Genomic DNA, 20,564 nt, shown 5'->3' on the forward strand with positions numbered 1-20,564 from the left:
TCACGCCGCGGCTTTGGAAGCAGCACTTCGCCCAGGCCCCGCTGCGCTCGCTCCTCGACCGCACCTGACCCAGCCGCCTTCCGCTCGCCCGCGCAAGGACGCCTCAGGCTGGCCGGTTACGCCTTTACCCCTTCCCGTCCAAGAAGGCGCGAGACGAGTGGGTGGCCGGGGGCGAAGCGGCCGGCGAGATACGGCGAGGGGTGAAGGCGAACGAACTTCCCGCCGGGTGGCAAACGCAGTGGGCGCGAAATTCCGAGACCGAAGAGCTCTACTGACCGGCGGCCCCAACCGCGGGATCACGCTATGGGGTACAGCGCCCCATCACTCGCTTCGGATCGCCACTCGGGAAGCGCTGCTTGAACTCCCACATCATTGCGGTGGCGGCTTCCGTGCAGGTTCGTTCTGTGAGCGAGTCGCCCGAGGCGACCGCGCGGGTCAAGAGCGCCGAAGTCATACAGAGGCCGTTCTCGATCTGCGAGTCCGAGTAGTCGCGCAACGCGCCCTGGCGCGCGACTTCGGCCGTCGTGATGCAGAATACCTCGAGCGATCGCAGGACCGGGTTGTCCCCCTGGGCCTGCGCTCCGCCGCCCAAGGCGATCCCTAGCAGCGCCGCGACGGCGCCGAGCCGCTTCGTCCACTCATGGAACACGCGACTCAGCTCGGCCTTCAGAGCTTGGCACTCGAACTCGGCCCCGGCGCTGCCGTGCACCTTCATGTGGTCGCGCATCTCGATGCACCGCAGGCTGGCGTCGGTTCCGATCTTCGTCTTGAAGCTACTGCGGCCGGTCGGGACCATCTGCACGACGGCGCCGCACTTCGGGCACGTGACGGCGGGCATGGCGCATCCCCTCCCGGTGGGCACCGTAGCAGGCAGCGACGCGCCAGCGCGTAACCACGCGCACCAGCCGGCCGTGGTCTAAGGTAGGAACCGCGCGCGCCCTCCTGGGCTTTCAGCAGCCACCTCCATCGGACCTCTCTCAAGCGGATCGCACGGAGGCCCAGGATGGCGTAAGTAGCCGGATTCCTTGGATTGCCCCGGTAGCTCAGCCGGATAGAGAAGCGGATTTCTGATCCGCGGGTCGGGGGTTCGAGTCCCTCCCGGGGCGCCAGCCTTTCGTGCGTTCGGCGTTGCGTGCGTTCGGCGTCTCGTGTGTCCGGCGCGGATGGAGGGTCCTTGGCGCCGCCGGCCTGCGTCCATCTCGTGGACGCCACCTACGAGCTGTTCCGGGCCTGGTTCGCGCTGCCCTCGTCGAAGGCGCCCGACGGGCGCGAGGTCGGGGCCGTGCGGGGGCTCCTGTCGACGCTCCTCGCCCTGCTCCGCGACGAAGGGGCCACCCACGTCGCGTGTGCGACCGACCACGTCGTGCGCTCGTTCCGCAACGATCTCTACGCCGGCTACAAGACCGAGGCGGGGGTGCCCGAGGACCTGCTGGCCCAGTTCCCGCTCGCCGAGGAGGCGATGGCCGCGCTCGGGCTGGTGGTCTGGCCGATGGTCGAGTTCGAGGCCGACGACGCCCTCGCGACGGGCGCCGCCCGCTTCGCGGCGCAGGCCGGGCAGATCGTGATCGCCTCGCCCGACAAGGACCTGGCCCAGTGCGTGCGGGGCCGCCGCGTGGTGCTCCTCGACCGCCGCCGGAAGCGCACGGTCGACGAGGACGGCGTACTCCAACGCTTCGGCGTGTCGCCGGCCTCGATCCCGGACTGGCTCGCGCTGGTGGGCGACGCGGCCGACGGCTACCCGGGCCTGCCGGGCTTCGGCGCGCGCTCGGCCGCCGCGCTGCTGGCCTGCTATGGGCACCTCGAGGCGATCCCGGCGTCGGCATCGGCCTGGACGCCGGAGGTCCGCGGGGCCGCGCGGCTGGCCGCGACGCTCGCCGAGCGGCGCGAGGAGGCCCTCCTCTACAAGCGCCTCGCGACCCTTCGCGAGGACGTCCCGCTCGCCGAAGCGCTCGGGGACCTCGCGTGGCACGGCGCGCGGCCCGAGCTGCGCGAGCTCTGCGCCCGGATCGGCTTCGCGTCGTTCCCGGAGCGGGTCCAGCGCTGGCGTGGATTCCAGAGGGCCAGCGGGAAGTTGTAGAATCGCGCCTCGCGAGCGGCCCGGGCAGCCCTCGTTCGAACGGCAGCGTGCGAGCGGCGGAGCTGGCATGCTCCCTGCTGCAAGGGGTCGCGGGAGGGCCGCGTGACGGGCCGACGCCCCGGAGACCCCCCGACGCACCTGGTGCAGTTCTACGAGGACGACGAGGCCCTGCTCCGCCCGCTTGCCCGCTTCGCGGGCGGCGGCCTCGGCGCCGGCGACTCCTTCCTGGCGATCGCGACGAAGGAGCATCTCGACGAGCTGGAGCGGCGGCTCAGCGCGAACGGGCTCGACGTCGCGGCCGCGCAGGCGAGCGGCCGTTTCCAGCGCTTCGACGCCGCCGCGACGCTCGGCGCGATCCTGCGCGAGGGCCGTCCCGATCGGGAGCGCTTCGCCGAAGTGGTGGGCGGCGCGCTCCGCAAGGTGGCGGCGCGGGGCGCCCCGGTCCGCGCGTTCGGGGAGATGGTGGCCCTCCTGTGGGCCGAGGCGAGGGCCGAGGCCGCGGCCGAGCTCGAAGCGCTGTGGAACGACCTCGTCGCCGAGCTGCCGTGCACGGGGCTCTGCGCCTATCCGCTCGCGGGCTTTGCCGGCGCGAGCCGGGAAGCGCTGCGACGCATCTGTGCGGCGCACTCGGAGGTCGTGCTGGCCGAGGACGGCGACGTCCCGCTCGGCCCGGCCGGGCGCGCGGTCACGCTCGACCGGCTCGAGGAGCGGACCCGGGCGCTCGAGAGCGCGCTCGAGCGCAGCCGCGAGGTCGCGGAGTCGCGCTCGCGGCTGGCAGCGATCGTCGAGGGCTCTGGTGACGCGATCATCGGCAAGACGCTCGAGGGTGTCGTCACGAGCTGGAACTCGGCCGCGGAGCGCATCTTCGGGTACCGTGCCGAGGAGATGATCGGCCAGCCCACCGCCCGGCTCATCCCCGCCGATCGCCCCGACGACGTGAGCGCGATCCTCGGCGCGATCCGCCGCGGCGAGCGCGTCGACCACTACGAGACCGAGCGGATCCGGAAGGACGGCACCCGCATCCAGGTCTCGCTCTCGGTGTCGCCGATCCGGGACGCGAGCGGCGGCGTCACGGGCGCCGCCAAGATCGTGCGCGACGTGACGGCGCGCCGCGCGCTGGAGGCGCAGCGCGAGCAGCTCCTCGGCGTGGCACAGCGCGCCCGCGCGGAGGCCGAGGCGGCGAGCCGCTCCAAGGACGAGTTCCTGGCGATGCTGAGCCACGAGCTGCGCAACCCGCTGGCCGCGCTCCGCAACGCCGTCTACTCCGCGCGGCTCGATCCCGGCCGGCGCGAGCGCGCGCTCGAGATCGCGACCCACCAGGCCGAGCAGCTCGGCCGGCTCGTCGACGACCTGCTCGATCTCTCGCGGATCACGCAGGGCGCGATCCGCCTGAGCAGGCACCGGGTCCCGCTGAACGAGCTGGTCGAGCGCGCGGCTGCGACGGCGTACCCGCTCTTCGAGGCGCGCGGCCACCGGCTCTCCGTGTCGGTCCCGCCCGAGCCGCTCCTCTGCGAGGGGGACCCGGTGCGCCTCGAGCAGGTGGTCGGGAACCTGCTCGACAACGCGGCCCGCTACACGAACGCCGGGGGCCACATCGAGCTCCACCTCGAGCGCTGCGGCGACGACGCCGTCCTGCGCGTGCGCGACGACGGGATCGGAATCGCCCCCGAGGCCCTGCCCCGGATCTTCGAGCTCTTCGTGCAGGCAGGGCAGCAGCCGGAGCGCGCGGTCGGCGGGCTCGGGATCGGGCTCGCGGTGGTGCGCGACCTGGTGGCCCTGCACCGCGGGCGGGTCGAGGCGCACAGCGAGGGTCCCGGCCGGGGCGCCGAGTTCGTCGTCTTCCTGCCCTGCGTCGGGGGGACGTTCCGCACGGAGCCGGACGCCGGAGGGGAATCGCCGGCAGCGCCGCAGCCGGGCGGGCTGCGGGTGCTGATCGTCGAGGACAACGCGGACGCCGCCGAGGGCCTGATGATGCTGCTCGAGGTGTTCGGCCACCAGGTGCGCGTTGCGCGCGACGGGCCGAGCGCGCTGGAGGCGGCGCGCGGCGATCCCCCCGACGTGATGCTGGTGGACATCGGCCTGCCCGGGATCGACGGCTACGAGGTGGCCCGGCGCGTGCGGGAGACACCGGCGCTCGGCGAGGTGCCGCTCGTCGCGCTGACCGGCTTCGGGCTCGAGGACGACCGCCGGCGCGCGCTCGCGGCCGGCTTCGACCACCACCTGACCAAGCCGGTCGATCCGGCGCGCCTGCGGAAGCTCCTCGCGCGCTTCGCCTAGGATCTCGGAGGCGACGCGAGGGTGCGTACCTCCGCCGCACCCGATCGGCGATCATCGGCTGGCGCCGGCCTCGTTGCCTTCCGGGGCTTGCTCCCCTTCGACCGCCGGCACGAACTGCAGCGCGTAGAGCGCCGCGCCGCGCATGCGCACCACGAGCTGGACGGTGCGGCCGGCCAGGCTCGAGACGTCGTGGCCATGGCCGAGCCACTCGACCGGATGCGCCACGGAGCTCGCGTTCACGTAGACGCAGTCGTCGGCGCCGAAGCCCGGCACCGGCTGCCCGCGCTCGTCGAGGAAACCCACCTGCGCGTAGCCGGTGGCGCCGGTGTCGACGTTGAGCACGAGCCGCCCTCCGGCAAAGCGCAGCGGGTGCGTGACGAGCAGGGCCTCGCGCTCGTAGGGTGCGTCGGCCGACACGAAGCCGTCGAGGCGTTGCACCAGGCGGTGGAGCACCGGCGGGTGCGGCGCCGCTCCGTGCGGGCTGTGGTACGACGAGCGCGTGTAGGAGTACTGCCAGATCTCGTCGCCGCGCCGGACCATGCCGGAGGCCAGGTAGGGGCGGCGGATCGGGTAGCCCGCGTGGTCGCCGACCGGGACGTAGGCCGGGCGCGGGTGGCGCGTCCAGCGCAGGCCGTCGCGGCTCACGGCGAGCTGGGCCTCGACGAGCCCGCTGCCGAGCCCCCGCTCGGGCGCCGCCAGCGCCTGGCGCGCTGCCGGGCCGTCGTGCTCGTAGTGGAAGTACCAGAGCGGGAAGGCGAGGTAGGCGTCGGGCGCCCAGGGGTACTTGAGGGCGCGCAGGTTGTAGAGATCGGTGGCGACGGGGTCGAGCTCGCGGTCGTGCGCCATCGCGATCGGGAGCTCGAGGCTCGGGCCGGCGGGTGCGAGCGGCCCGTTGTCGAGCCACCAGGGATCGAGGATCTCGCTCGCGAGGCGCATCCGGCGCGCCGCCGCGGCGCGCTGCGCCGCGCTCGCGGGCGCGAACGGCCACGCGTGCAGCGGGTCCCCGGTCTCGGCTCGGACCGCGAAGCGCGAGGTCGCGCCGGCGGGGGTGCGGCCGTAGTCGCTGCGCAGGTGGGCGACGTAGAGCCGGCGCTGGTCGTCGTAGAAGAGGGTCGGGGCGGAGCCGGCGGCGAAGGGCAGGGCGGTCGCGTCGCTGCGCTCGAAGGCGAGGCCGTCGGGCGACGTGTAGAGGAAGAGGCCGCGCTCGGCCGAGCCGCCGAGGAGCTTCCAGCGCGCGGCCGGCCCGGCGTTCGGATCGAGCAGGACCGAGGCGCGGCGGGCCGGGTCGGCCGCCACCAGGTTGCCGCGCCCGCCGGGGAGGTCGGGGGCCTCGAAGCGGAGGCCGTCGCGCGAGAGCCAGACGCAGGTTCCGCCCGGGCACTCGCCGTAGAGGCGGATCCCGCCCTCGCCGTCGTCGACGACCGTGCTCCAGCCGGGGTCGGCCGCGAGGGCCGCGGCCTCGAGCCGGGGCGGGTGGGCGGTGAAGGTGACGTGGTCGCTGCGGGCGAGGAGGGCGCCGTCGAGGAAGAGGTGCTTGCGCCCGCCGAGCTCGATCGTGCGGGGCGGCGAGCGGCCGTCGGGGAAGAGCAGCGGCGGGCCCTCGGGCAGCGCGGGCGCGGGGCCGGGGTGGCGGGCGAAGCTCGCGGGTACGGCGAAGTCCCCGGCGTAGACCTGCGCGTCCGAGAGGCGCAGCTCGTCGAGCGCTCCCGCGAGGGGCCGCTCCCAGCGGCCGTCGCGCCCGACGCTCAGGTAGTCCTCGTCGCCCGGCGGCAGGGGTGCGAGCCGGCCCGCCACGGGCTCGCCCTGCCGGCGCCCGCCGGCGTAGTGACGCAGCTCGCCGCGCGCCGCGTCGTAGACGAACGCGTGGTGCACCCAGCCGCCGGCGGCGAGCGCCGCGGCATCGGTCGGAAGCGAGAGGCGCGCGCCCGAGGGCTCGTTCCACAGCTCGAAGCGCGCCTCGGCCGGGTGGAGCGAGAGGCGGGTCACGTGCTCGCTTCCGCCGTGCGGCCCGCTGCCGAGCTCGAGGAGCACGCCCTCGCCCTGGGCCGTCGGGTCCGCGCGCAGCCAGAACTCGATCGTGAAGTCGCCGCCCCCGAGGTTCAGCCGGCCGGCCGTCGGGTGGAGGAGCGGCGTGCCGCGCAGGTGCGTCTCGCCGTGGACGAGCGCGGCCGCGAAGGTCGCGCTCGCCCAGGTCATCGGCTCGACGCCGCGCCCGGGGCGGGCCGGCGGCGGGCGCAGGCCGATCGCGACCGCGTCCTCCGGATCGAGCGCTGCGGCCGCCGGTGCGAAGGGGCCCGGCTCGACGGGGCGCAGCGCGCGGCCGAAACGCCCGGCCTCGAGCCGGCCGCCACGCCCGAGGTTCAGGAAGGCCCGGTCGGGGCCGGCGTCGTTCAGGACGGAGCCGGGGTAGACCCCCTCCTGCTCGTCGAAGAGCCAGAGCGCCACCGTGTCGGCGCGCGCAGCCCCGGCCAGTCCCGCGGCGATCAGCGCGGCAGCCCGCACGACCCCGATCGCGATCCGAAGCCTCCTCACCGCGCGGGCGAGCCTATCCCGGATCGCCCGCGACCGCCGCGCAGCGAGACGCAGCGATCGGCTAGAACTCGAGGTCCATCGTCAGGCCGAACTCCTTCTCGGCGCCGTAGGCGTTCAGCCGGAAGCGGTGGTCGAGGAGGTGGCCCTTGAGCTGCAGGCCGAGGCCGGGGCCGCCGGGCACGATCGGGCCGTAGACCCGCATCTGGAGCTTCCGATCGCCGCCGCCGGCGGGCCACTCCTGCCGGTACTCGAGGCCGCGCACGAGGCTCATCCGGAAGCGGCTCTTCCAGGACTCGCCGAGCACGACCGGGTCCGGGGTGGGGTCCTCGAGGCCGAACAGGAGCTTCGGACCGGAGCTGCGCCACTCCTCGTCCCGCTCCTGGTCCCGCTTCCGGTTCCGATCCCGGTCCCCGCCGCGATCGCGCGCCTCGTCGTCCTCGTCGCGGAAGGGGTTCCAGTCCTTGCTCTTCTGGTTGAGGCGCTGCTCGAGCCGCTCGAGCCACTCCTCGGCCACCATCCGCCGGGCCCGCTCGGGATCGTCGAAGTTGCCGTAGCGATCGCCGCCGCGGCCGCCGCGGAACAGGACGGGGTCCGGTGCGTCCTGGTTGCCGAAGAAGAGCTCGGAGCGGTACCGGGCGTGATCGTCGATCGCTTCCATGAGCTGGCCGGCCGAGATCCGCCCCTGGTACTCGTCGTCCTCGTCGTCGTCGCCCCCCGCCCGGGCGGGCGGAGCGGCGGTGATCAGGAAGGCGCCGAGCAGGATCTCGCCGAGCAGGACCGTGTCGAAGGAGACCGAGCGCCTGGAGAAGGGCATCGCCTGCGACCTCCTCTCCTCTCTCCTCCCCACCGAGCTGCCCGTCTTCCGGTGCAATCCACGTGCCGCAGTATGGTGTCGAATCCAGCGTCTGCGGGCGCTCGGCGTGCGCTGCCCGGCGCTCCGGCCGAGCAGCGCGTTGCGACGCTGTGAAGAGTTTTTCCCAGAAGGGATCGCGCACGAGCGATGTTGCCGGCCGCCTGCCGATGCGTGCGGGTGTGGCGTTGCAGTCCGCCATCCGCACGCTCGACACCAGGTGCGTCTGCTGGACACTCCACCAGAGGGAGGGGCGCGAAGGACAGCCGATCCGTGACGCACGCGTACTTGCTCGCTCGACGCACCGCGGCTCGCATCCTCTTCACGCTGGCCGCGCTGCTCGCGCTCTCCGTCCCCGCACCGACCGTTCGATCGGCTCCTTCCGCCCGCGCAGCGGCGAGCAGCGAGCCGGCCCACGCCGTCGAGCTCGACGTCCTGTCCTACAACATCAAGGGCCTGCCGCTCATCACCGACCTCGACCGGCTCGCGCGGATCGGCGAGATCCTGGCCGAAAGGCGCCGGCGCGGCGACGAGCCCGACGTGGTCGTGCTCCAGGAGGCCTTCGTCCGCGAGTCGGCGCGGGTGCGCCGCCGGGCGGGCTACCCCTACGCGCTCCGCGGCCCCGACGACGGCGGCCCGTTCGCCAACGACAGCGGCCTCGAGGTGCTCAGCAACCACCCGATCGTCGCCCACTACGAGCGGGCCCTGAACGACTGCGCCTTCCCCGAGTGCTGGATCCGCAAGGCAGTCGTCGGTGTCGAGCTCGAGCTGCCGGGGGTGCCGGGGCCGATCCAGGTCTTCACCACCCACCTCCAGGCCGATACCCGCAACGAGCCGGTGCGCCGCAACCAGATCGACGACCTCGCGGTGTTCCTGCGCCGGATCCCGTTCGGTACCCACCCGGCCGTCTTTGCCGGCGACTTCAACTTCAAGCCGAAGCATCCGAGCTACCACAAGTTCCTGCGCGAGATGCCCTTCGCCGATGCTGGCTTCGACTGCCTCGGCGCACCCGACACCTGCCAGATCGTGGTCGGCAGCGACGGCCGGACCGACTGGACGGACGTCTGGAAGACCGCCAACGACCGCCAGTTCTACTACCAGCCGGCCGGAAGCCCCGTGCGCATCGAGCCGATCGAGGTGATCCGCAACTTCACCGAGCCCTTCGCCGGCGGGGAGGACGGTGCCCTCTCCGACCACTGGGGCTACGAGGTGCGCTACCGGATCCGCTGGTAGGGGGCGGGCGGGCGGAATCGCGCCTCGGGCGGTGCGGGTCGGGCGGCCGCCGCGCCGCGCGCCCGCTCGAAGAGCTCGCGCGCAGCACCGCGGGGCCTCGCGGGCGCCGGTGAAGGCCCCGTCCGGACGCTACGTTCAGCGCCCATGTTCGGACGCCGACCCGATGGAACCCTGGTCACCGACCTCTCGGCGATGCGGCGCTTCATGCCCTTCGTCTCGCCGCGGCGCAACGACTCGCTGGTCTACTTCGCGCAGGAGGTCGACGCCGAGCCGGGCCTCGCGTTCCTCGCGCGGATCAACGCGGACCGCCCGCCCGAGCGCCAGGTCACCTACTTCCATCTCGTGCTGCGCGCGCTCGCGCGCTGCTTCGCCGAGCGCCCGCGCCTGAACCGCTTCGTCGCAGGTGGGCGGCTCTACCAGCGCGACGGCATCTGGCTGACCTTCAGCGCCAAGCGCGCCTTCACCGACGACGCGCCGATCCTCACCGTGAAGCGCCGCATGGACACGGATGCGGGGCTCCTCGAGATGGTGGACGGGATCCTCGACAAGCTCGGCGCCGGCCGCCGCGGCGCGCGCACCAGCTCGGACAGCGAGATGGACCTGCTCCTGCGCCTGCCGCCGCCGCTGATCCGGCTCCTGCTGCAGGCGGCGCGTGGTCTCGACGCCCTCGGGCTCCTGCCGCGTGCGATGATCGACGCCGACCCGCTCTTCGCCTCCGGCTTCATCGCGAACCTCGGCTCGATCGGCATCGACGCCGGCTACCACCATCTCTGGGAGTGGGGCAACTGCCCGGTCTTCGGCGTGCTCGGCCGGATCGCCGCAGGCCCCGACGGCCGCCGGCGGGTCACGATCAAGTGGACCTACGAGGAGCGCATCGAGGACGGCTTCAACGCGGCACTCGGCCTCGGCCTGGTGCGCGAGGGACTGGAGCAGCCCGAGAAGCTGATGTGAGCGGACGCAAGATCGTCGTCTATGGGCCGCCGGGATCGCCCTTCGTCGAGAAGGTGTTCCTGGGCCTCGCCCTCAAGGGCTTCGGAGACGCCGAGCTGATCGCGCCGCAGAGCCCCGAGGACTACCGGCGCTGGAGCCCCGAGACGGGCATGCTGCCGCTGATGGATTTCGAGGGGACGCGCGTGCCGGACTCGAGCGGCATCCTCGACTGGCTCGACGCGCGCTTCCCGGATCCGCCGCTCGTGGCACGCGACGCGTGGGTCGCGCGCCAGCAGCGCCAGCTCGAGTCGTGGATCGGCGAGACCTTCTTCTTCTACTGGGTGCGCTGGCTGCGCGCGAACGTGGCGCCGGCGGATCCCGGCGCGGGCTCGGGAAGCGAGCTCGCCCGGCTCGGAGTCCTGGGCCGGATCGCCGAGCTGATGACGGGGCCGCCCGAGCGCGCCGGCGAGTTCGACCCCGGCTTCGAGCGACGCCTCGACGACCTGGTGGGCTTCCTCGGCGCGCGTCCCTTCTTCCACGCCGACCGCCCGAGCCGCGCCGACCTCACCGCGACGGCCTTCCTCGGCACCCTCGAGGCGGGGAGCGTGCCGGGCGGACCACGGCTCCTGCGCGCGCGGCCCGCACTCGTGGCGCTGCGCCAGCGGGTGCGGGAGGCAACGGGCCGCTGAGCTCCGCGCTTGCGGCCCGGCCGCGGGCTAGCGCATCCTCGCCGGGCCATGGAGTCCCCCGCGCGCGTCGCCCGGCCGCCGCTGCGGCCCGATGACGGCCGGCTGGTGCGCGGGCGCGCCAGCCGCGAGCGGATCCTGGCGGCAGCGCGCGAGCTGTTCCGCGAGCACGGCTTCGACGGCGCCACGCTGCGCGCGATCGCCGGCCGCTGCGGAATGGGCGCGAGCTCGCTCTACCGGCACATCCGCTCGAAGGAGGAGCTGCTGGTCGAGGACCTGGCCGTCCGCCAGGAGGAGGCCTGGCGGCGCTTCCGCGCCGAGGACGAGCGCGCGCGGCCGGCCCGCGAGCGCCTCGAGCGCTTCTTCGCCCACCAGCACCAGCTCCTCTCCGAGGACCCCGACCTCACGATGATCGCGCTGCGCGCCCTCACGCACCCCGAGGCGCGCGTCGCCCGTCGCGTGCTGGCGCTCCACGACCGCACGATCGGCCTGCTCGCCGAGATCCTGCTCCAGGGCCGCATGCGCGGCGACCTGGCCCGCGACGCCGACGTGATGCTCGCCTCGCGCGCGCTCTTCCACGCCGCGCTCGGCGCGCGCATCTCGTGGGCGAACGGCCTGCTCTCCGCCGACGGCTGCGCCGCGGCGATCGACTCCTCGCTCGAGCTGCTCTTCCGGGGCGTCGCGCGGGCGCCGGCGCCGGGCTGACGCGCGGATCCCCCGGCCCGATCCGGGGCGGGGGATCGTCGCTCTCAGGTCGCCTCCTTGCGGTGGCGCGCGGGGCCGACGGCTTCGCTCAGGTTCGAGGCCGTGCTGACGAGCCCGATGTGGGAGAAGGCCTGCGGGAAGTTGCCGAGCATCCGCCGCTGCACCGGGTCGTACTGCTCGGCCAGCAGTCCGACGTCGTTGGCGAGCCCGAGGAGCCGCTCGAACAGGGCCGTGGCCTCGTCGGTCCTGCCCGACAGGGCGAGGGCATCGGCCAGCCAGAAGGTGCACAGGAGGAAGGCCCCTTCCCGGCCCGGAAGCCCGTCGACCGACCTCCCGTGCTCGGTGGGATAGCGCGCGACGAAGCCGTCGACGGAGAGCTCGTGGCGAACGGCGTCGATCGTTCCCCGGACGCGTGCGTCGCGCGGATCGAGGAAGCCGACCATCGGGATCATCAGCAGGCTCGCGTCGAGCTCGGTCGAGCCGTAGGACTGGGTGAAGGTGCGCCGGGCGTCGTTCCAGCCGCGCTCGCACACCTCGCGGTGGATCTCGTCGCGGAGCGCGCGCCAGCGCCCGGCCGGCCCCGCGAGCCCGAAGCGCTCGACGGCGCGGACGGCGCGGTCGAACGCGACCCAGCACATCACCTTGGAGTGGACGAAGTGCCGCGGCGTCCCCCGGATCTCCCAGAGCCCGGAGTCGGGCTCGCGCCAGCCCGACTCCAGCCACTCGACGAGGACGCTCTGGACCTCCCACGACTCGGCTTCGGGCGGAATGCCCGCACAGCGGGCCTGGTGGAGGGCGTCCATGACCTCGCCGTAGACGTCGAGCTGGCGCTGGGTGGACGCGGCGTTCCCGATCCGGACCGGCCGGCTGCCCTCGTAGCCGGCGAGCCAGGGCAGCTCGAGCTCCGGCAGCCGGCGCTCGCCCGCCACGCCGTACAGGATCTGGAGCTTGGACGGGTCCCCGGCGACGGCGCGCAGCAGCCAGTCGCGCCAGGCCACCGCCTCGCCCTCGTAGCCGGCCGCCAGCAGGGCCTGCAGGGTGAAGGTCGCGTCGCGCAGCCAGCAGTAGCGATAGTCCCAGTTGCGCACCCCCCGAGCACCTCGGGGAGCGAGGTCGTCGCCGCGGCGACGATGCCGCCCGTCGGTGCGTAGGTCAGCGCCTTGAGCGTCACGAGGGACGCGCGCACCGTCTCCTGCCAGCGCCCGTGGCTGACGCAGCGATCGGACCACTGCTCCCACCACGCTGCGGTGTCGTCGACGGCACGATCGGGATCGGCGTGTGCGGGCGCCGGCTCGTTCGACGCGTGCCAGGTGAGGACGAAGGGGATCCGGTCGCCCGGCCGCACCGTGAAGGTGGCCCGGGTCGACAGGTCGTCGCCGTGGACGGGGACACCGCTCACGAGCTCGAGGGCGTCCGGACCGGCGACGAGCGAGAGCGTGCCGTCGAGCCGGCGGACCCAGGGCACCGTCGACCCGTAGTCGAAGCGGACGACCAGATCCAGCGTCATCGGCACGGCGCCGCGCACGCCCTCCACCACCCGCACCAGGTCGGGAGCCGTCCCGCGTACCGGCATGCAGTCCGTGAGGCGGACGCTGCCTTCGTCGCTGTGGAAGGTCGTCTCGAGGACGAGCGTGCCGGGCCGGTAGCGCCGCTCGACCCGCAGGCCGCCGCGGCCCGGGCCGTCGGCCGCCGCCGGCGCGATCTGCCAGCGTCCGTTCGAGCGATCGCCGAGCAGCGCGGCGAAGCACGCACCCGAGTCGAAGCGGGGCAGGCACAGCCAGTCGATCGAGCCGTTGCGCCCGACGAGCGCGGCCGTCTGGGTGTCTCCGATGAGCGCGTAGTCCTCGATCCGCATGCTGCCTACCCTGCCCCAGGACGCTGGCCGGGGAGCGCCGGGAACGCGCTCGGCCGCGGGGCGCCCGCTACCCGAGCTCCGATCCGGGTGCGCCCGGGTCCGTCCTGCGCCGCGGTGCTCACGTTGCCGGTGCATCCTCCCGGAAACGTTCCCAGTGCAGGCACTCGTCGACGGAGCGGCGCGGCGGCCGGCCGTAGCGGCCGAGCGGCCAGCCGATCGGGAGCAGGGCGCAGCTCGGGCGGTCCTCCGGGAGACCCAGGAAGGCGTCGATCTCGTCTCCGAAGGCGCGGTGCATCGTCGTGAGGCAGGCGCCGAGCCCGACGGCACGGCACGCGAGCAGGACGTTCTGGATCGCGGGGAAGAGCGCCTGCGTCTGCTCCTGGCCGCGCCGCAGCCAGCCGGCCACGAACAGGTGCACGGGCGCCTCGTGCAGGTGCTCGGCCAGGTGCACGGCCGAGCGCACGGTGCGCCGCTGGCGCTCGGAATGGCCGGGAGCCTCCAGCGCGGCGAGAGCCGGCGCGATGTAGGCCGAGAACGCGCGCCGGTAGCGCTCCGCCACGAACGCGCGCCGCTCGGGCTCGGTCACCGCCACGAAGAGCCAGGGCTGCCGGTTGCCGCCGCTCGGCGCGAAGGTGCCGGCCTCGCAGACCTTGCGGATCAGCGCCGGCGGCACCGGATCGGGGCGCAGCCGGCGGATCGCGCGGGTCGTGCGGATGCCCTCGAGGAGCGGCACCTCCTCGCCGATCGCCGCCACGTCGATCCCGTCCGGGTGGGACACGCGCCGAGGATACCCCGCCCGGGCCCGGCGCTAGCATCGGGGATCGCCGAGGAGGGCGGACGTGCGCGCGATCGTGGTGGACCGCTGGATGGAGCCGGCCGAGCTCACGGTGTCCGAGCTGCCCGAACCCGTCGTGGGCCCCGGCCAGCTCGGCGTCGAGGTGCGCGCCGCGGGCTGCAACTTCTTCGACATCCTGCTCGTACAGGGCCGCTACCAGGTGAAGCCGCCCTTTCCCTTCGTCCCGGGCGGCGAGGTGGCGGGCGTCGTGCGCGAGGTGGGAGCAGGAGTCAGCGGCTTCGCCCCCGGCGACCGCGTGCTCGCCGCGGTGCCGATCGGAGGCTATGCCGAGCGCATCGCGATGCCCGCGGCCTTTGCGCACCGCATGCCCGAGGGCATGTCCTTCGCGGAGGGCGCGGCGTTCCCGATCGTGTACCCGACCTCCTACGCCGGCCTCGTGCTCCGCGCAGGCCTCCAGAGCGGCGAGACCCTGCTCGTGCACGCCGCCGCGGGCGGCGTGGGCCTCGCGGCGGTGCAGATCGGCAAGGCGCTCGGCGCGCGCGTCCTCGCGACGGCGGGCGGCGCCGGGAAGGTGCGCGTCGCGCTCGAGGCCGGGGCCGACGAGGGCATCGACTACGCGAGCGAGGACTTCGTCGCGCGCGTGAAGGAGCTGACCGGCGGGCGTGGCGCGGACGTGATCTACGACTCGGTCGGCGGCGATGTCTTCGACCGCTCGCTCAAGTGCATCGCCTGGAACGGCCGCCTGCTGGTGATCGGCTTCGCGGGCGGGACCATCCCGTCGGTCGCGGCGAACCGGATCCTGCTCAAGAACGTCGCGGTGGTGGGCCTGCACTGGGGCGCGTACCTGAAGCACGAGCCTGCTCGGGTGCCCGAGACCTACCGGGCGCTGTTCCGGCTCTACGAGGAGAAGAAGATCCGGCCGGTGATCTACCGCGGCTATCCGCTCGAGGAGGCATCGGCCGCACTCGCCGCGCTCGGCTCGCGGCGGACGCATGGCAAGGTGGTGCTGGAGCCGTGAGCGACGCGCCGCTCGGGCGCCCGGCGGCGGCGCCGCCGCTCTGGCAGCCGTCGCCGGGCCGCGCACGCGCTGCGCAGATGAGCGCCTTCCGCGCGTGGTGCGAGCCGCGCGCGGGGCGCGCCCTCCCGGACTCGCGCGCGCTCCACGCCTGGTCGGTCGCCGAGCGCGGCGCCTTCTGGAGCGCGCTCTGGGAGTGGTGCGGGGTCGTGGGCGAGCCGGGCGAGCGCGCGCTCGTCGCCGGCGAGCAGATGCCGGGCGCGCGCTGGTTCCCGGACGCGAGGCTCAACTTCGCCGAGAACCTGCTCCGACGCCGTGACGTGTCGCCGGCGCTGGTGGCGCGGGACGAGCGCGGCCGGCGCCGGGTGCTCACCTGGGGCGAGCTCCACGCCGAGGTGGCGCGCGTTGCGCGCGGACTGCGCGGGGCCGGCGTCGGCCCGGGCGATCGGGTGGCGGGCTACCTCCCGAACGGCCCCGAGGCCGTGATCGCGATGCTGGCGGCGGCGAGCCTCGGCGCGCCCTGGTCGTCGTGCTCGCCCGATTTCGGGGCCCGCGGCGTCCTCGACCGCTTCGGCCAGATCACGCCCCGCGTGCTCTTCGCGGCCGACGGCTATCCCTACGCCGGCAAGCTCCACGACGTGCGCGAGCGCGTGGCCGAGATCGCCCGCGCGCTCCCGAGCGTCGAGCGCGTGGTGATGGTCGCGGGGCTCGGGGAGACGCCGGCGCTGGCCGGGATCCGCGACGCCTGCGCCTGGGAGGCGCTCGGCGCGGGGGCCACGCCCGGCGCGCCCGAGTTCGTGCGCCTGCCCTTCGACCATCCCCTGTACGTGCTCTACTCCTCGGGCACCACCGGCCCCCCCAAGTGCATCGTGCACGGGGCCGGCGGCACGCTCCTCCAGCACCTGAAGGAGCAGCGCCTCCACGCGGACCTGCGCGCCGGCGACCGCTTCTTCTACTACACGACGACCGGCTGGATGATGTGGAACTGGCTGGCCTCGGGGCTCGCGTCGGAGGCGACGCTCGTGCTCTACGACGGCTCGCCCCTGCACCCGGGCCCGGCGGCACTCTTCGATCTCGCGGAGCAGGAGCGCACGGCGCTCTTCGGCGTCTCGGCGAAGTTCCTCGACAGCGTGCGCAAGGCCGGCGTGAGGCCGCGCGACACCCACGACCTGGGCTCCATGCGCGTGCTCCTCTCGACCGGCTCGCCGCTCGCGCCCGAGGGCTTCGACTGGGTCTACGACGCGGTCTCGCCCGAGGTGCAGCTCGCCTCGATCTCGGGCGGCACCGACATCGTCTCCTGCTTCGTGGGCGGCGATCCGACCGCGCCCGTCTGGCGGGGCGAGTGCCAGATGCCGGGCCTCGGCATGGCGGTCGACGTCTTCGACGAGGAGGGCCGCCCGGCCGGTGCGGGCCAGGCCGGCGAGCTGGTCTGCACGCGCGCCTTCCCCTCCATGCCGGTCGGCTTCTGGAACGACCAGGACGGCGCGCGCTACCGCGCCGCCTACTTCGGGCGTTTCCCCGGCGTCTGGCACCACGGCGACTTCGCCGAGTGGACGGCGCACGGCGGCATCGTGATCCACGGCCGCAGCGACGCGACCCTGAACCCCGGCGGCGTCCGCATCGGCACGGCCGAGATCTACCGCCAGGTGGAGACCCTCGACGAGGTGCAGGAGGCGATCGTGATCGGCCAGCCCTTCGCGGGCGACGTGCGCGTGGTGCTCTTCGTGCGCCTGCGCGAGGGGCTCGCGCTCGACGACGCCTTGCGCGAGCGGATCCGCGCCCGCATCCGCACCCACACGACGCCGCGCCACGTGCCCGCACGCATCGTCCAGGTGTCCGACATCCCGCGTACCCGCAGCGGCAAGATCGTGGAGCTGGCCGTGCGTGACGTGGTGGCCGGCCGCGCGGTGCGCAACCGCGAGGCGCTCGCGAACCCCGAGGCGCTCGCCCTCTTCGCCGACCACCCGGAGCTGCGCTCCTGAGCCCGGCCCGGCTCAGGGCTCGAGCGTGACGCGATCCCCCGGGCCGATGCCCAGCGCGGCGAAGCGCCCGCCCGCGAGCTCGATGGCGTAGCGGGCGGGGCCGGCGCTCGGGTAGCCCGGCAGGCGGCGCTCGTAGGCGGCGTCGCTCTCGCCGGGCCGGCGCGGTGGCTCGGGCTGCATCGTGTGGACGTTGAGGACGCGACCCTGCGCGTCGAGGAAGGCGACGTCGATCGGTACCGGGCAGTCGCGCATGACGAAGGCCAGTGGGCCGGGGGCGGGATAGACGAAGAGCATGCCGCCGTTCGGGGGGATCACGCGGCGGCCGCCGAGGCCGCGGTGCATGGCCTGCGGATCCGCGGCGACCTCGAGGCGGAAGCGCTCGCCGCCGAGCAGGATCTCGCGCGTGGGCAGGCCGCCCTGGGCGCGCGCGGGCGAGGCCAGCGTGCCGAGCGCGAGCGCGGCGAGCAGCGCGAGCCGGCGCGCCCGCGGGCCCATGCTCAGGCCACCTCGTTGCGCAGCGGCTCGCCGCGTGTGAAGCGGCCCAGGTTGTCGAGGAAGATCTCGCTCGCTCGCACCAGGTTGCCGGGCGTGTCGCCGGAGGCATGCGGGGTCACGATGACGTTCGGGAGGCTCCAGAGCGGGCTCCCGGGCGGCAGCGGCTCGGTCTCGAAGACGTCGAGGCCGGCGCCGCCGAGGCGGCCCTCCTGCAGCGCCGCGACGAGCGCCGGCTCGTCCACCAGCGCACCGCGGCCGACGTTCACGAGCCACGCTCCGCGCTTCATGCGCGCGAGGCGCGCGGCGTCGAAGAGGTGGCGGGTGTCGCCGGTGAGCGGGAGCGCGAGCACGATCGCGTCGGCGCGTGCGCACAGCTCGTCGAGGCGCGCGAGTGGCCAGGTCTCGCAGGGCTCGTCGCCGCGGGGCGTGCGGCGCACGGCCAGGGTGTGCATCCCGCACGCGATCCCGAGGCGCGCCACCTCGAGCCCGATCGGGCCCAGCCCGACGACGCCCAGCACGAGGTCCTGGAGGTCGGTGATCTCGTGGCGCTCCCAGGTGCGCCGGCGCTGCGCGTCGAGCCAGGCGGGCAGACCGCGCGAGAGCGCGAGCAGGTAGAGCAGCACCGTCTGCGCGATCGGCACGGCGTGCGCGCCCGACGAGGTCGTGAGCCGCACGCCCCGCGCCCGCAGGGCCTGGAACCACGGATGGTCGACGCCCGCGCTGAAGGTGTGCAGCCAGCGCAGGCGCGGCGCGGCGCCGAGCGCCCGCACGACGTCGCGCACGTGGTCCGGGTAGCAGTCGCCGGAGAGATAGGCGAGCTCCACGGTGGCCGGATCCCCGCGCAGTACGGCGCCGGTCTCCGCGCCCGGGCTCCCCGGGCGCTGCGGCGCGAGCACCACCCGCGGAACGCCGGGCGCCGCCGCGTCCAGCGCGGCGGCGTAGCGCGCCTCGACCCACGACGAGACGAGCAGCGCGCCGCCCGAGGGCTCCCCGGGGCTTCGCGGCGCGCTCAGGCGGCGCCCTTCTCGGGCCCGGCCTTCTCCCGCTGCTCGGCGAAGTGCTTCTGGATCTCGGCGTTGATCGCGTTGCCCATCGCGCCCATGAAGGTCGGCCGGTTCTGCGCGGCCCAGGCCATGCTCGCATCGCGGTTGCGGTTCAGGTGCTGGAAGCGCGGCATCACGTAGCGGGCGAAGAGCTCGTAGCTGCGCCGCGTCTCCGCCCAGTCGGCCCAGTTGTGGGCCATGTGCAGGAAGCAGCCGAAGCCACCCGACTGCTTCTCGAGCCGCTCGAGCTGGGCGATCGCGTCGTCGGGATCGCCGATCACGGCGAGGCCCGAGGCGATCAGCGCGTCGATCGCGTTGTCGACCGAGCCGGGCGGCGCGAGCGGCAGCGCGGCGATCTCCTGGAAGTAGTAGAGCCAACGCTCGAGACCGAAGCGCACGTTCTCGCGCGCCTTCTCCTTCGTCTCGGCGACGTGCATCGGGCCCACCAGCCGCCAGGCGCTGCGCTCGACCGTGCGGCCGTGCTCCGCCGCCTTGTCGGTGCAGATCTTCCAGTTCCTGGCGAGCGCGTCGAAGCCGCCGGTCGAGGTGGCACCGATCGAGAGCAGCCCGAGGCCGTGCTTGCCAGCCGCGCGCGCACCCGCCGGCGACACCTGCGAGGCCACGCAGATCTCGATGTGCGGGCGCGTGTAGGGTGCGAGCTGGAGGCGGGCGTCCCGGAGCGTGAACCAGTCGCTCTCGTGCGTCACCGTCTCGCCGCGCAGCAGCGGCACCAGCACGCCGATCGCCTCGTCCATGCGATCGCGCTGCGCCGCCACCGGGATGCCCATCATGAAGGCGTCGCTCGGCAGCGCGCCGGGGCCCACCCCGAACATCGCGCGGCCGCGGGTCTGGTGGTCGAGCTGGTGGATGCGGTCGGCGAGGATCAGGGGGTGATGGTAGGGCAGCGAGGAGACGCCGGTGCCGAGCTTGATGTGGCGGGTGCGCTCGGCGGCGGCGGCGATGAAGAGCTCGGGCGAGGCGATGAGCTCGTAGCCCGCGGAGTGGTGCTCCCCGATCCAGGCCTCGTCGTAGCCGAGCTGGTCGAGCCATTCGACGAGCTCGAAGTCCCTCCGCAGGGCCAGCTCCGGGTTCTCGCGCACGGGGTGGAACGGGGCGACGAAGGCACCGAAGCGCATCCGGGGGCCGAAGCCTTGCTCGCGGGGGGGCATGGGCTCTCCTGGGCTGGTGCCGGCTCTCCGTCGATTCCGGAGTCAGGCGCCGCGGCAAGGTAGCGTGCGATCGACGCCGACCTGCCCGGAAGAGCGGGCCGGGCCGGCCGGTCGCGGCTGGTCCTTCGATCCCCCGAGGGAAGATCGATTGTGCTCGGCCGCCGTGCCCGCTTCCGGGTCCGCGCTCGGCGGGCCGCCAGGGTCGCCGCGCTTGCAGTTGCACATTGCGCGGTGGTAATCTGCGCGACACCCACGGCTCGAGCCACAAGGAATCGATCCAAATGCGGAAGCTGTTCTTGTCCCTCGTCGCGTCTGCCGGCCTGCTGTACGCGGGCCCCGCCGCTGCTCTCTCCTACTGGTACGCCGACGTGCAGACGTCGAGCATGCTCGGCAACGTCCACGGTACGGTGACGCTGCCGACCAACCCCGGCAGCCTCCACGCGCTGATCGCCGGCGGCGATCTCGACTACCTCGGCACGGGACTCGGTGCTTCCCGCGTCGACGCGGGAAACCCGATCGTGACCACCCACACGTTCTCCCCGGACGTGCCGGTCTCCTCGGTCGTGAGCGCATGCCTGGTGGTCTCGGTGATCGACGACTTCGACCTGGAGTCCGAGGAACTGCTCATCTCGATCGACGGCAGCGCGCTCGACGGAGACCGGAGCCACTTCCTGGCCGGCTTCTTCGGCGGCAGCGTCTCGGGCTGGATCGACAGCGCGGGCGACTCGGTCGAGGTCACGATCGCTTCGGTCGGACGCGGCGACTTCCGGGTCGCGTTCAGCGCGTTGGCGGTGAACTTCGAATCCGCCGGCGGTGGGGGCCCGACGATCCCCGAGCCGTCGGCCGCGCTCGTCTTCGCAGCGGGCCTGCTGGTCGCCTCGCGCCGCCGGCGCTGAGCGGCGCGCCCGGCCCTCGAAGC

General features: G+C 74.0%; 16 protein-coding genes, 1 tRNA gene and 1 pseudogene. 10 read left to right on the forward strand and 8 right to left on the reverse strand.

Annotated features, from left to right (window positions below):
• Positions 1-301: 301 nt before the first annotated feature.
• Positions 302-838, reverse strand: a complete 537-nt coding sequence (locus OZ948_13465; GenBank protein MEB2345736.1) for a hypothetical protein — start codon at positions 836-838, stop codon at positions 302-304.
• 194 nt (positions 839-1,032) lie between these two features.
• On the opposite strand from OZ948_13465, the gene OZ948_13470 reads away from it, so the two are divergent.
• The 3 genes from OZ948_13470 (at position 1,033) to OZ948_13480 (ending at position 4,354) form a co-directional block, all read left to right on the forward strand.
• Positions 1,033-1,109: transfer RNA gene (locus OZ948_13470), tRNA-Arg, on the forward strand.
• A gap of 65 nt (positions 1,110-1,174) precedes the next feature.
• Positions 1,175-2,077, forward strand: coding sequence for a flap endonuclease (locus OZ948_13475; protein MEB2345737.1), 903 nt, complete (start codon positions 1,175-1,177; stop codon positions 2,075-2,077).
• A 102-nt stretch (positions 2,078-2,179) separates the two neighbouring features.
• Complete coding sequence (locus OZ948_13480) at positions 2,180-4,354, forward strand: PAS domain S-box protein (GenBank protein ID MEB2345738.1); 2,175 nt, start codon at positions 2,180-2,182, stop codon at positions 4,352-4,354.
• A 51-nt stretch (positions 4,355-4,405) separates the two neighbouring features.
• Here the strand turns inward: OZ948_13480 and OZ948_13485 are convergent, their stop codons facing one another.
• Together OZ948_13485 and OZ948_13490 are read right to left on the reverse strand one after the other, a co-directional pair.
• Positions 4,406-6,886, reverse strand: coding sequence for a hypothetical protein (locus tag OZ948_13485; protein ID MEB2345739.1), 2,481 nt, complete (start codon positions 6,884-6,886; stop codon positions 4,406-4,408).
• A gap of 61 nt (positions 6,887-6,947) precedes the next feature.
• Positions 6,948-7,700 carry a hypothetical protein gene (locus OZ948_13490; GenBank protein ID MEB2345740.1) on the reverse strand — a complete coding sequence of 251 codons (753 nt, stop codon included), beginning with the start codon at positions 7,698-7,700 and terminating at the stop codon, positions 6,948-6,950.
• A 309-nt stretch (positions 7,701-8,009) separates the two neighbouring features.
• Here OZ948_13490 and OZ948_13495 point away from each other — a divergent pair, with 309 nt between their 5' ends.
• From OZ948_13495 to OZ948_13510, 4 genes are all read left to right on the forward strand, one after another.
• Positions 8,010-8,969 (forward strand): endonuclease/exonuclease/phosphatase family protein, encoded by a 960-nt coding sequence (locus tag OZ948_13495; GenBank protein MEB2345741.1) that lies wholly within the window; start codon positions 8,010-8,012, stop codon positions 8,967-8,969.
• A 144-nt stretch (positions 8,970-9,113) separates the two neighbouring features.
• Positions 9,114-9,920: a hypothetical protein gene (locus tag OZ948_13500; GenBank protein MEB2345742.1), complete on the forward strand. Its 807-nt coding sequence runs from the start codon at positions 9,114-9,116 to the stop codon at positions 9,918-9,920.
• A complete protein-coding gene (locus OZ948_13505) occupies positions 9,917-10,588 on the forward strand; it encodes a glutathione S-transferase family protein (protein ID MEB2345743.1) in 672 nt (223 codons plus the stop codon). The genes OZ948_13500 and OZ948_13505 overlap by 4 nt, the downstream gene beginning before the upstream one ends.
• Before the next feature lie 48 nt (positions 10,589-10,636).
• On the forward strand, positions 10,637-11,290 hold the full coding sequence (locus tag OZ948_13510; protein ID MEB2345744.1) for a helix-turn-helix domain containing protein: 654 nt from the start codon (positions 10,637-10,639) through the stop codon (positions 11,288-11,290).
• Between the two features lie 44 nt (positions 11,291-11,334).
• On the opposite strand, the pseudogene OZ948_13515 reads toward OZ948_13510, so the two are convergent.
• Positions 11,335-13,145 (reverse strand): annotated as a pseudogene (locus OZ948_13515) (glycoside hydrolase family 15 protein).
• Between the two features lie 118 nt (positions 13,146-13,263).
• Entirely contained in the window at positions 13,264-13,923 is a 660-nt protein-coding gene (locus OZ948_13520) for a nitroreductase family protein (protein ID MEB2345745.1), read from the reverse strand.
• Positions 13,924-13,984: 61 nt separating this feature from the next.
• Between OZ948_13520 and OZ948_13525 the strand changes: the two genes are divergently transcribed.
• The gene (locus OZ948_13525) at positions 13,985-14,959 is read left to right on the forward strand and encodes an NADPH:quinone oxidoreductase family protein (GenBank protein MEB2345746.1); all 975 of its coding nucleotides are present in this window, start codon (positions 13,985-13,987) and stop codon (positions 14,957-14,959) included.
• Positions 14,956-16,938 (forward strand): acetoacetate--CoA ligase, encoded by a 1,983-nt coding sequence (locus OZ948_13530; GenBank protein ID MEB2345747.1) that lies wholly within the window; start codon positions 14,956-14,958, stop codon positions 16,936-16,938. The genes OZ948_13525 and OZ948_13530 overlap by 4 nt, the downstream gene beginning before the upstream one ends.
• A 12-nt stretch (positions 16,939-16,950) precedes the next feature.
• On the opposite strand, the gene OZ948_13535 is transcribed toward OZ948_13530, so the two are convergent.
• The 3 genes from OZ948_13535 to OZ948_13545 form a co-directional block, all read right to left on the reverse strand.
• On the reverse strand, positions 16,951-17,433 hold the full coding sequence (locus OZ948_13535; GenBank protein ID MEB2345748.1) for a DUF192 domain-containing protein: 483 nt from the start codon (positions 17,431-17,433) through the stop codon (positions 16,951-16,953).
• A 2-nt stretch (positions 17,434-17,435) separates the two neighbouring features.
• The gene (locus tag OZ948_13540; protein MEB2345749.1) at positions 17,436-18,332 is read right to left on the reverse strand and encodes a D-2-hydroxyacid dehydrogenase; all 897 of its coding nucleotides are present in this window, start codon (positions 18,330-18,332) and stop codon (positions 17,436-17,438) included.
• 110 nt (positions 18,333-18,442) lie between these two features.
• Positions 18,443-19,645, reverse strand: a complete 1,203-nt coding sequence (locus OZ948_13545) for an LLM class flavin-dependent oxidoreductase (protein MEB2345750.1) — start codon at positions 19,643-19,645, stop codon at positions 18,443-18,445.
• A gap of 281 nt (positions 19,646-19,926) precedes the next feature.
• On the opposite strand from OZ948_13545, the gene OZ948_13550 reads away from it, so the two are divergent.
• Positions 19,927-20,541, forward strand: a complete 615-nt coding sequence (locus tag OZ948_13550) for a hypothetical protein (protein MEB2345751.1) — start codon at positions 19,927-19,929, stop codon at positions 20,539-20,541.
• Positions 20,542-20,564: the final 23 nt, after the last annotated feature.

Source organism: Deltaproteobacteria bacterium, assembly GCA_035063765.1.
GTDB lineage: Bacteria > Myxococcota_A > UBA9160 > UBA9160 > PR03 > CAADGG01.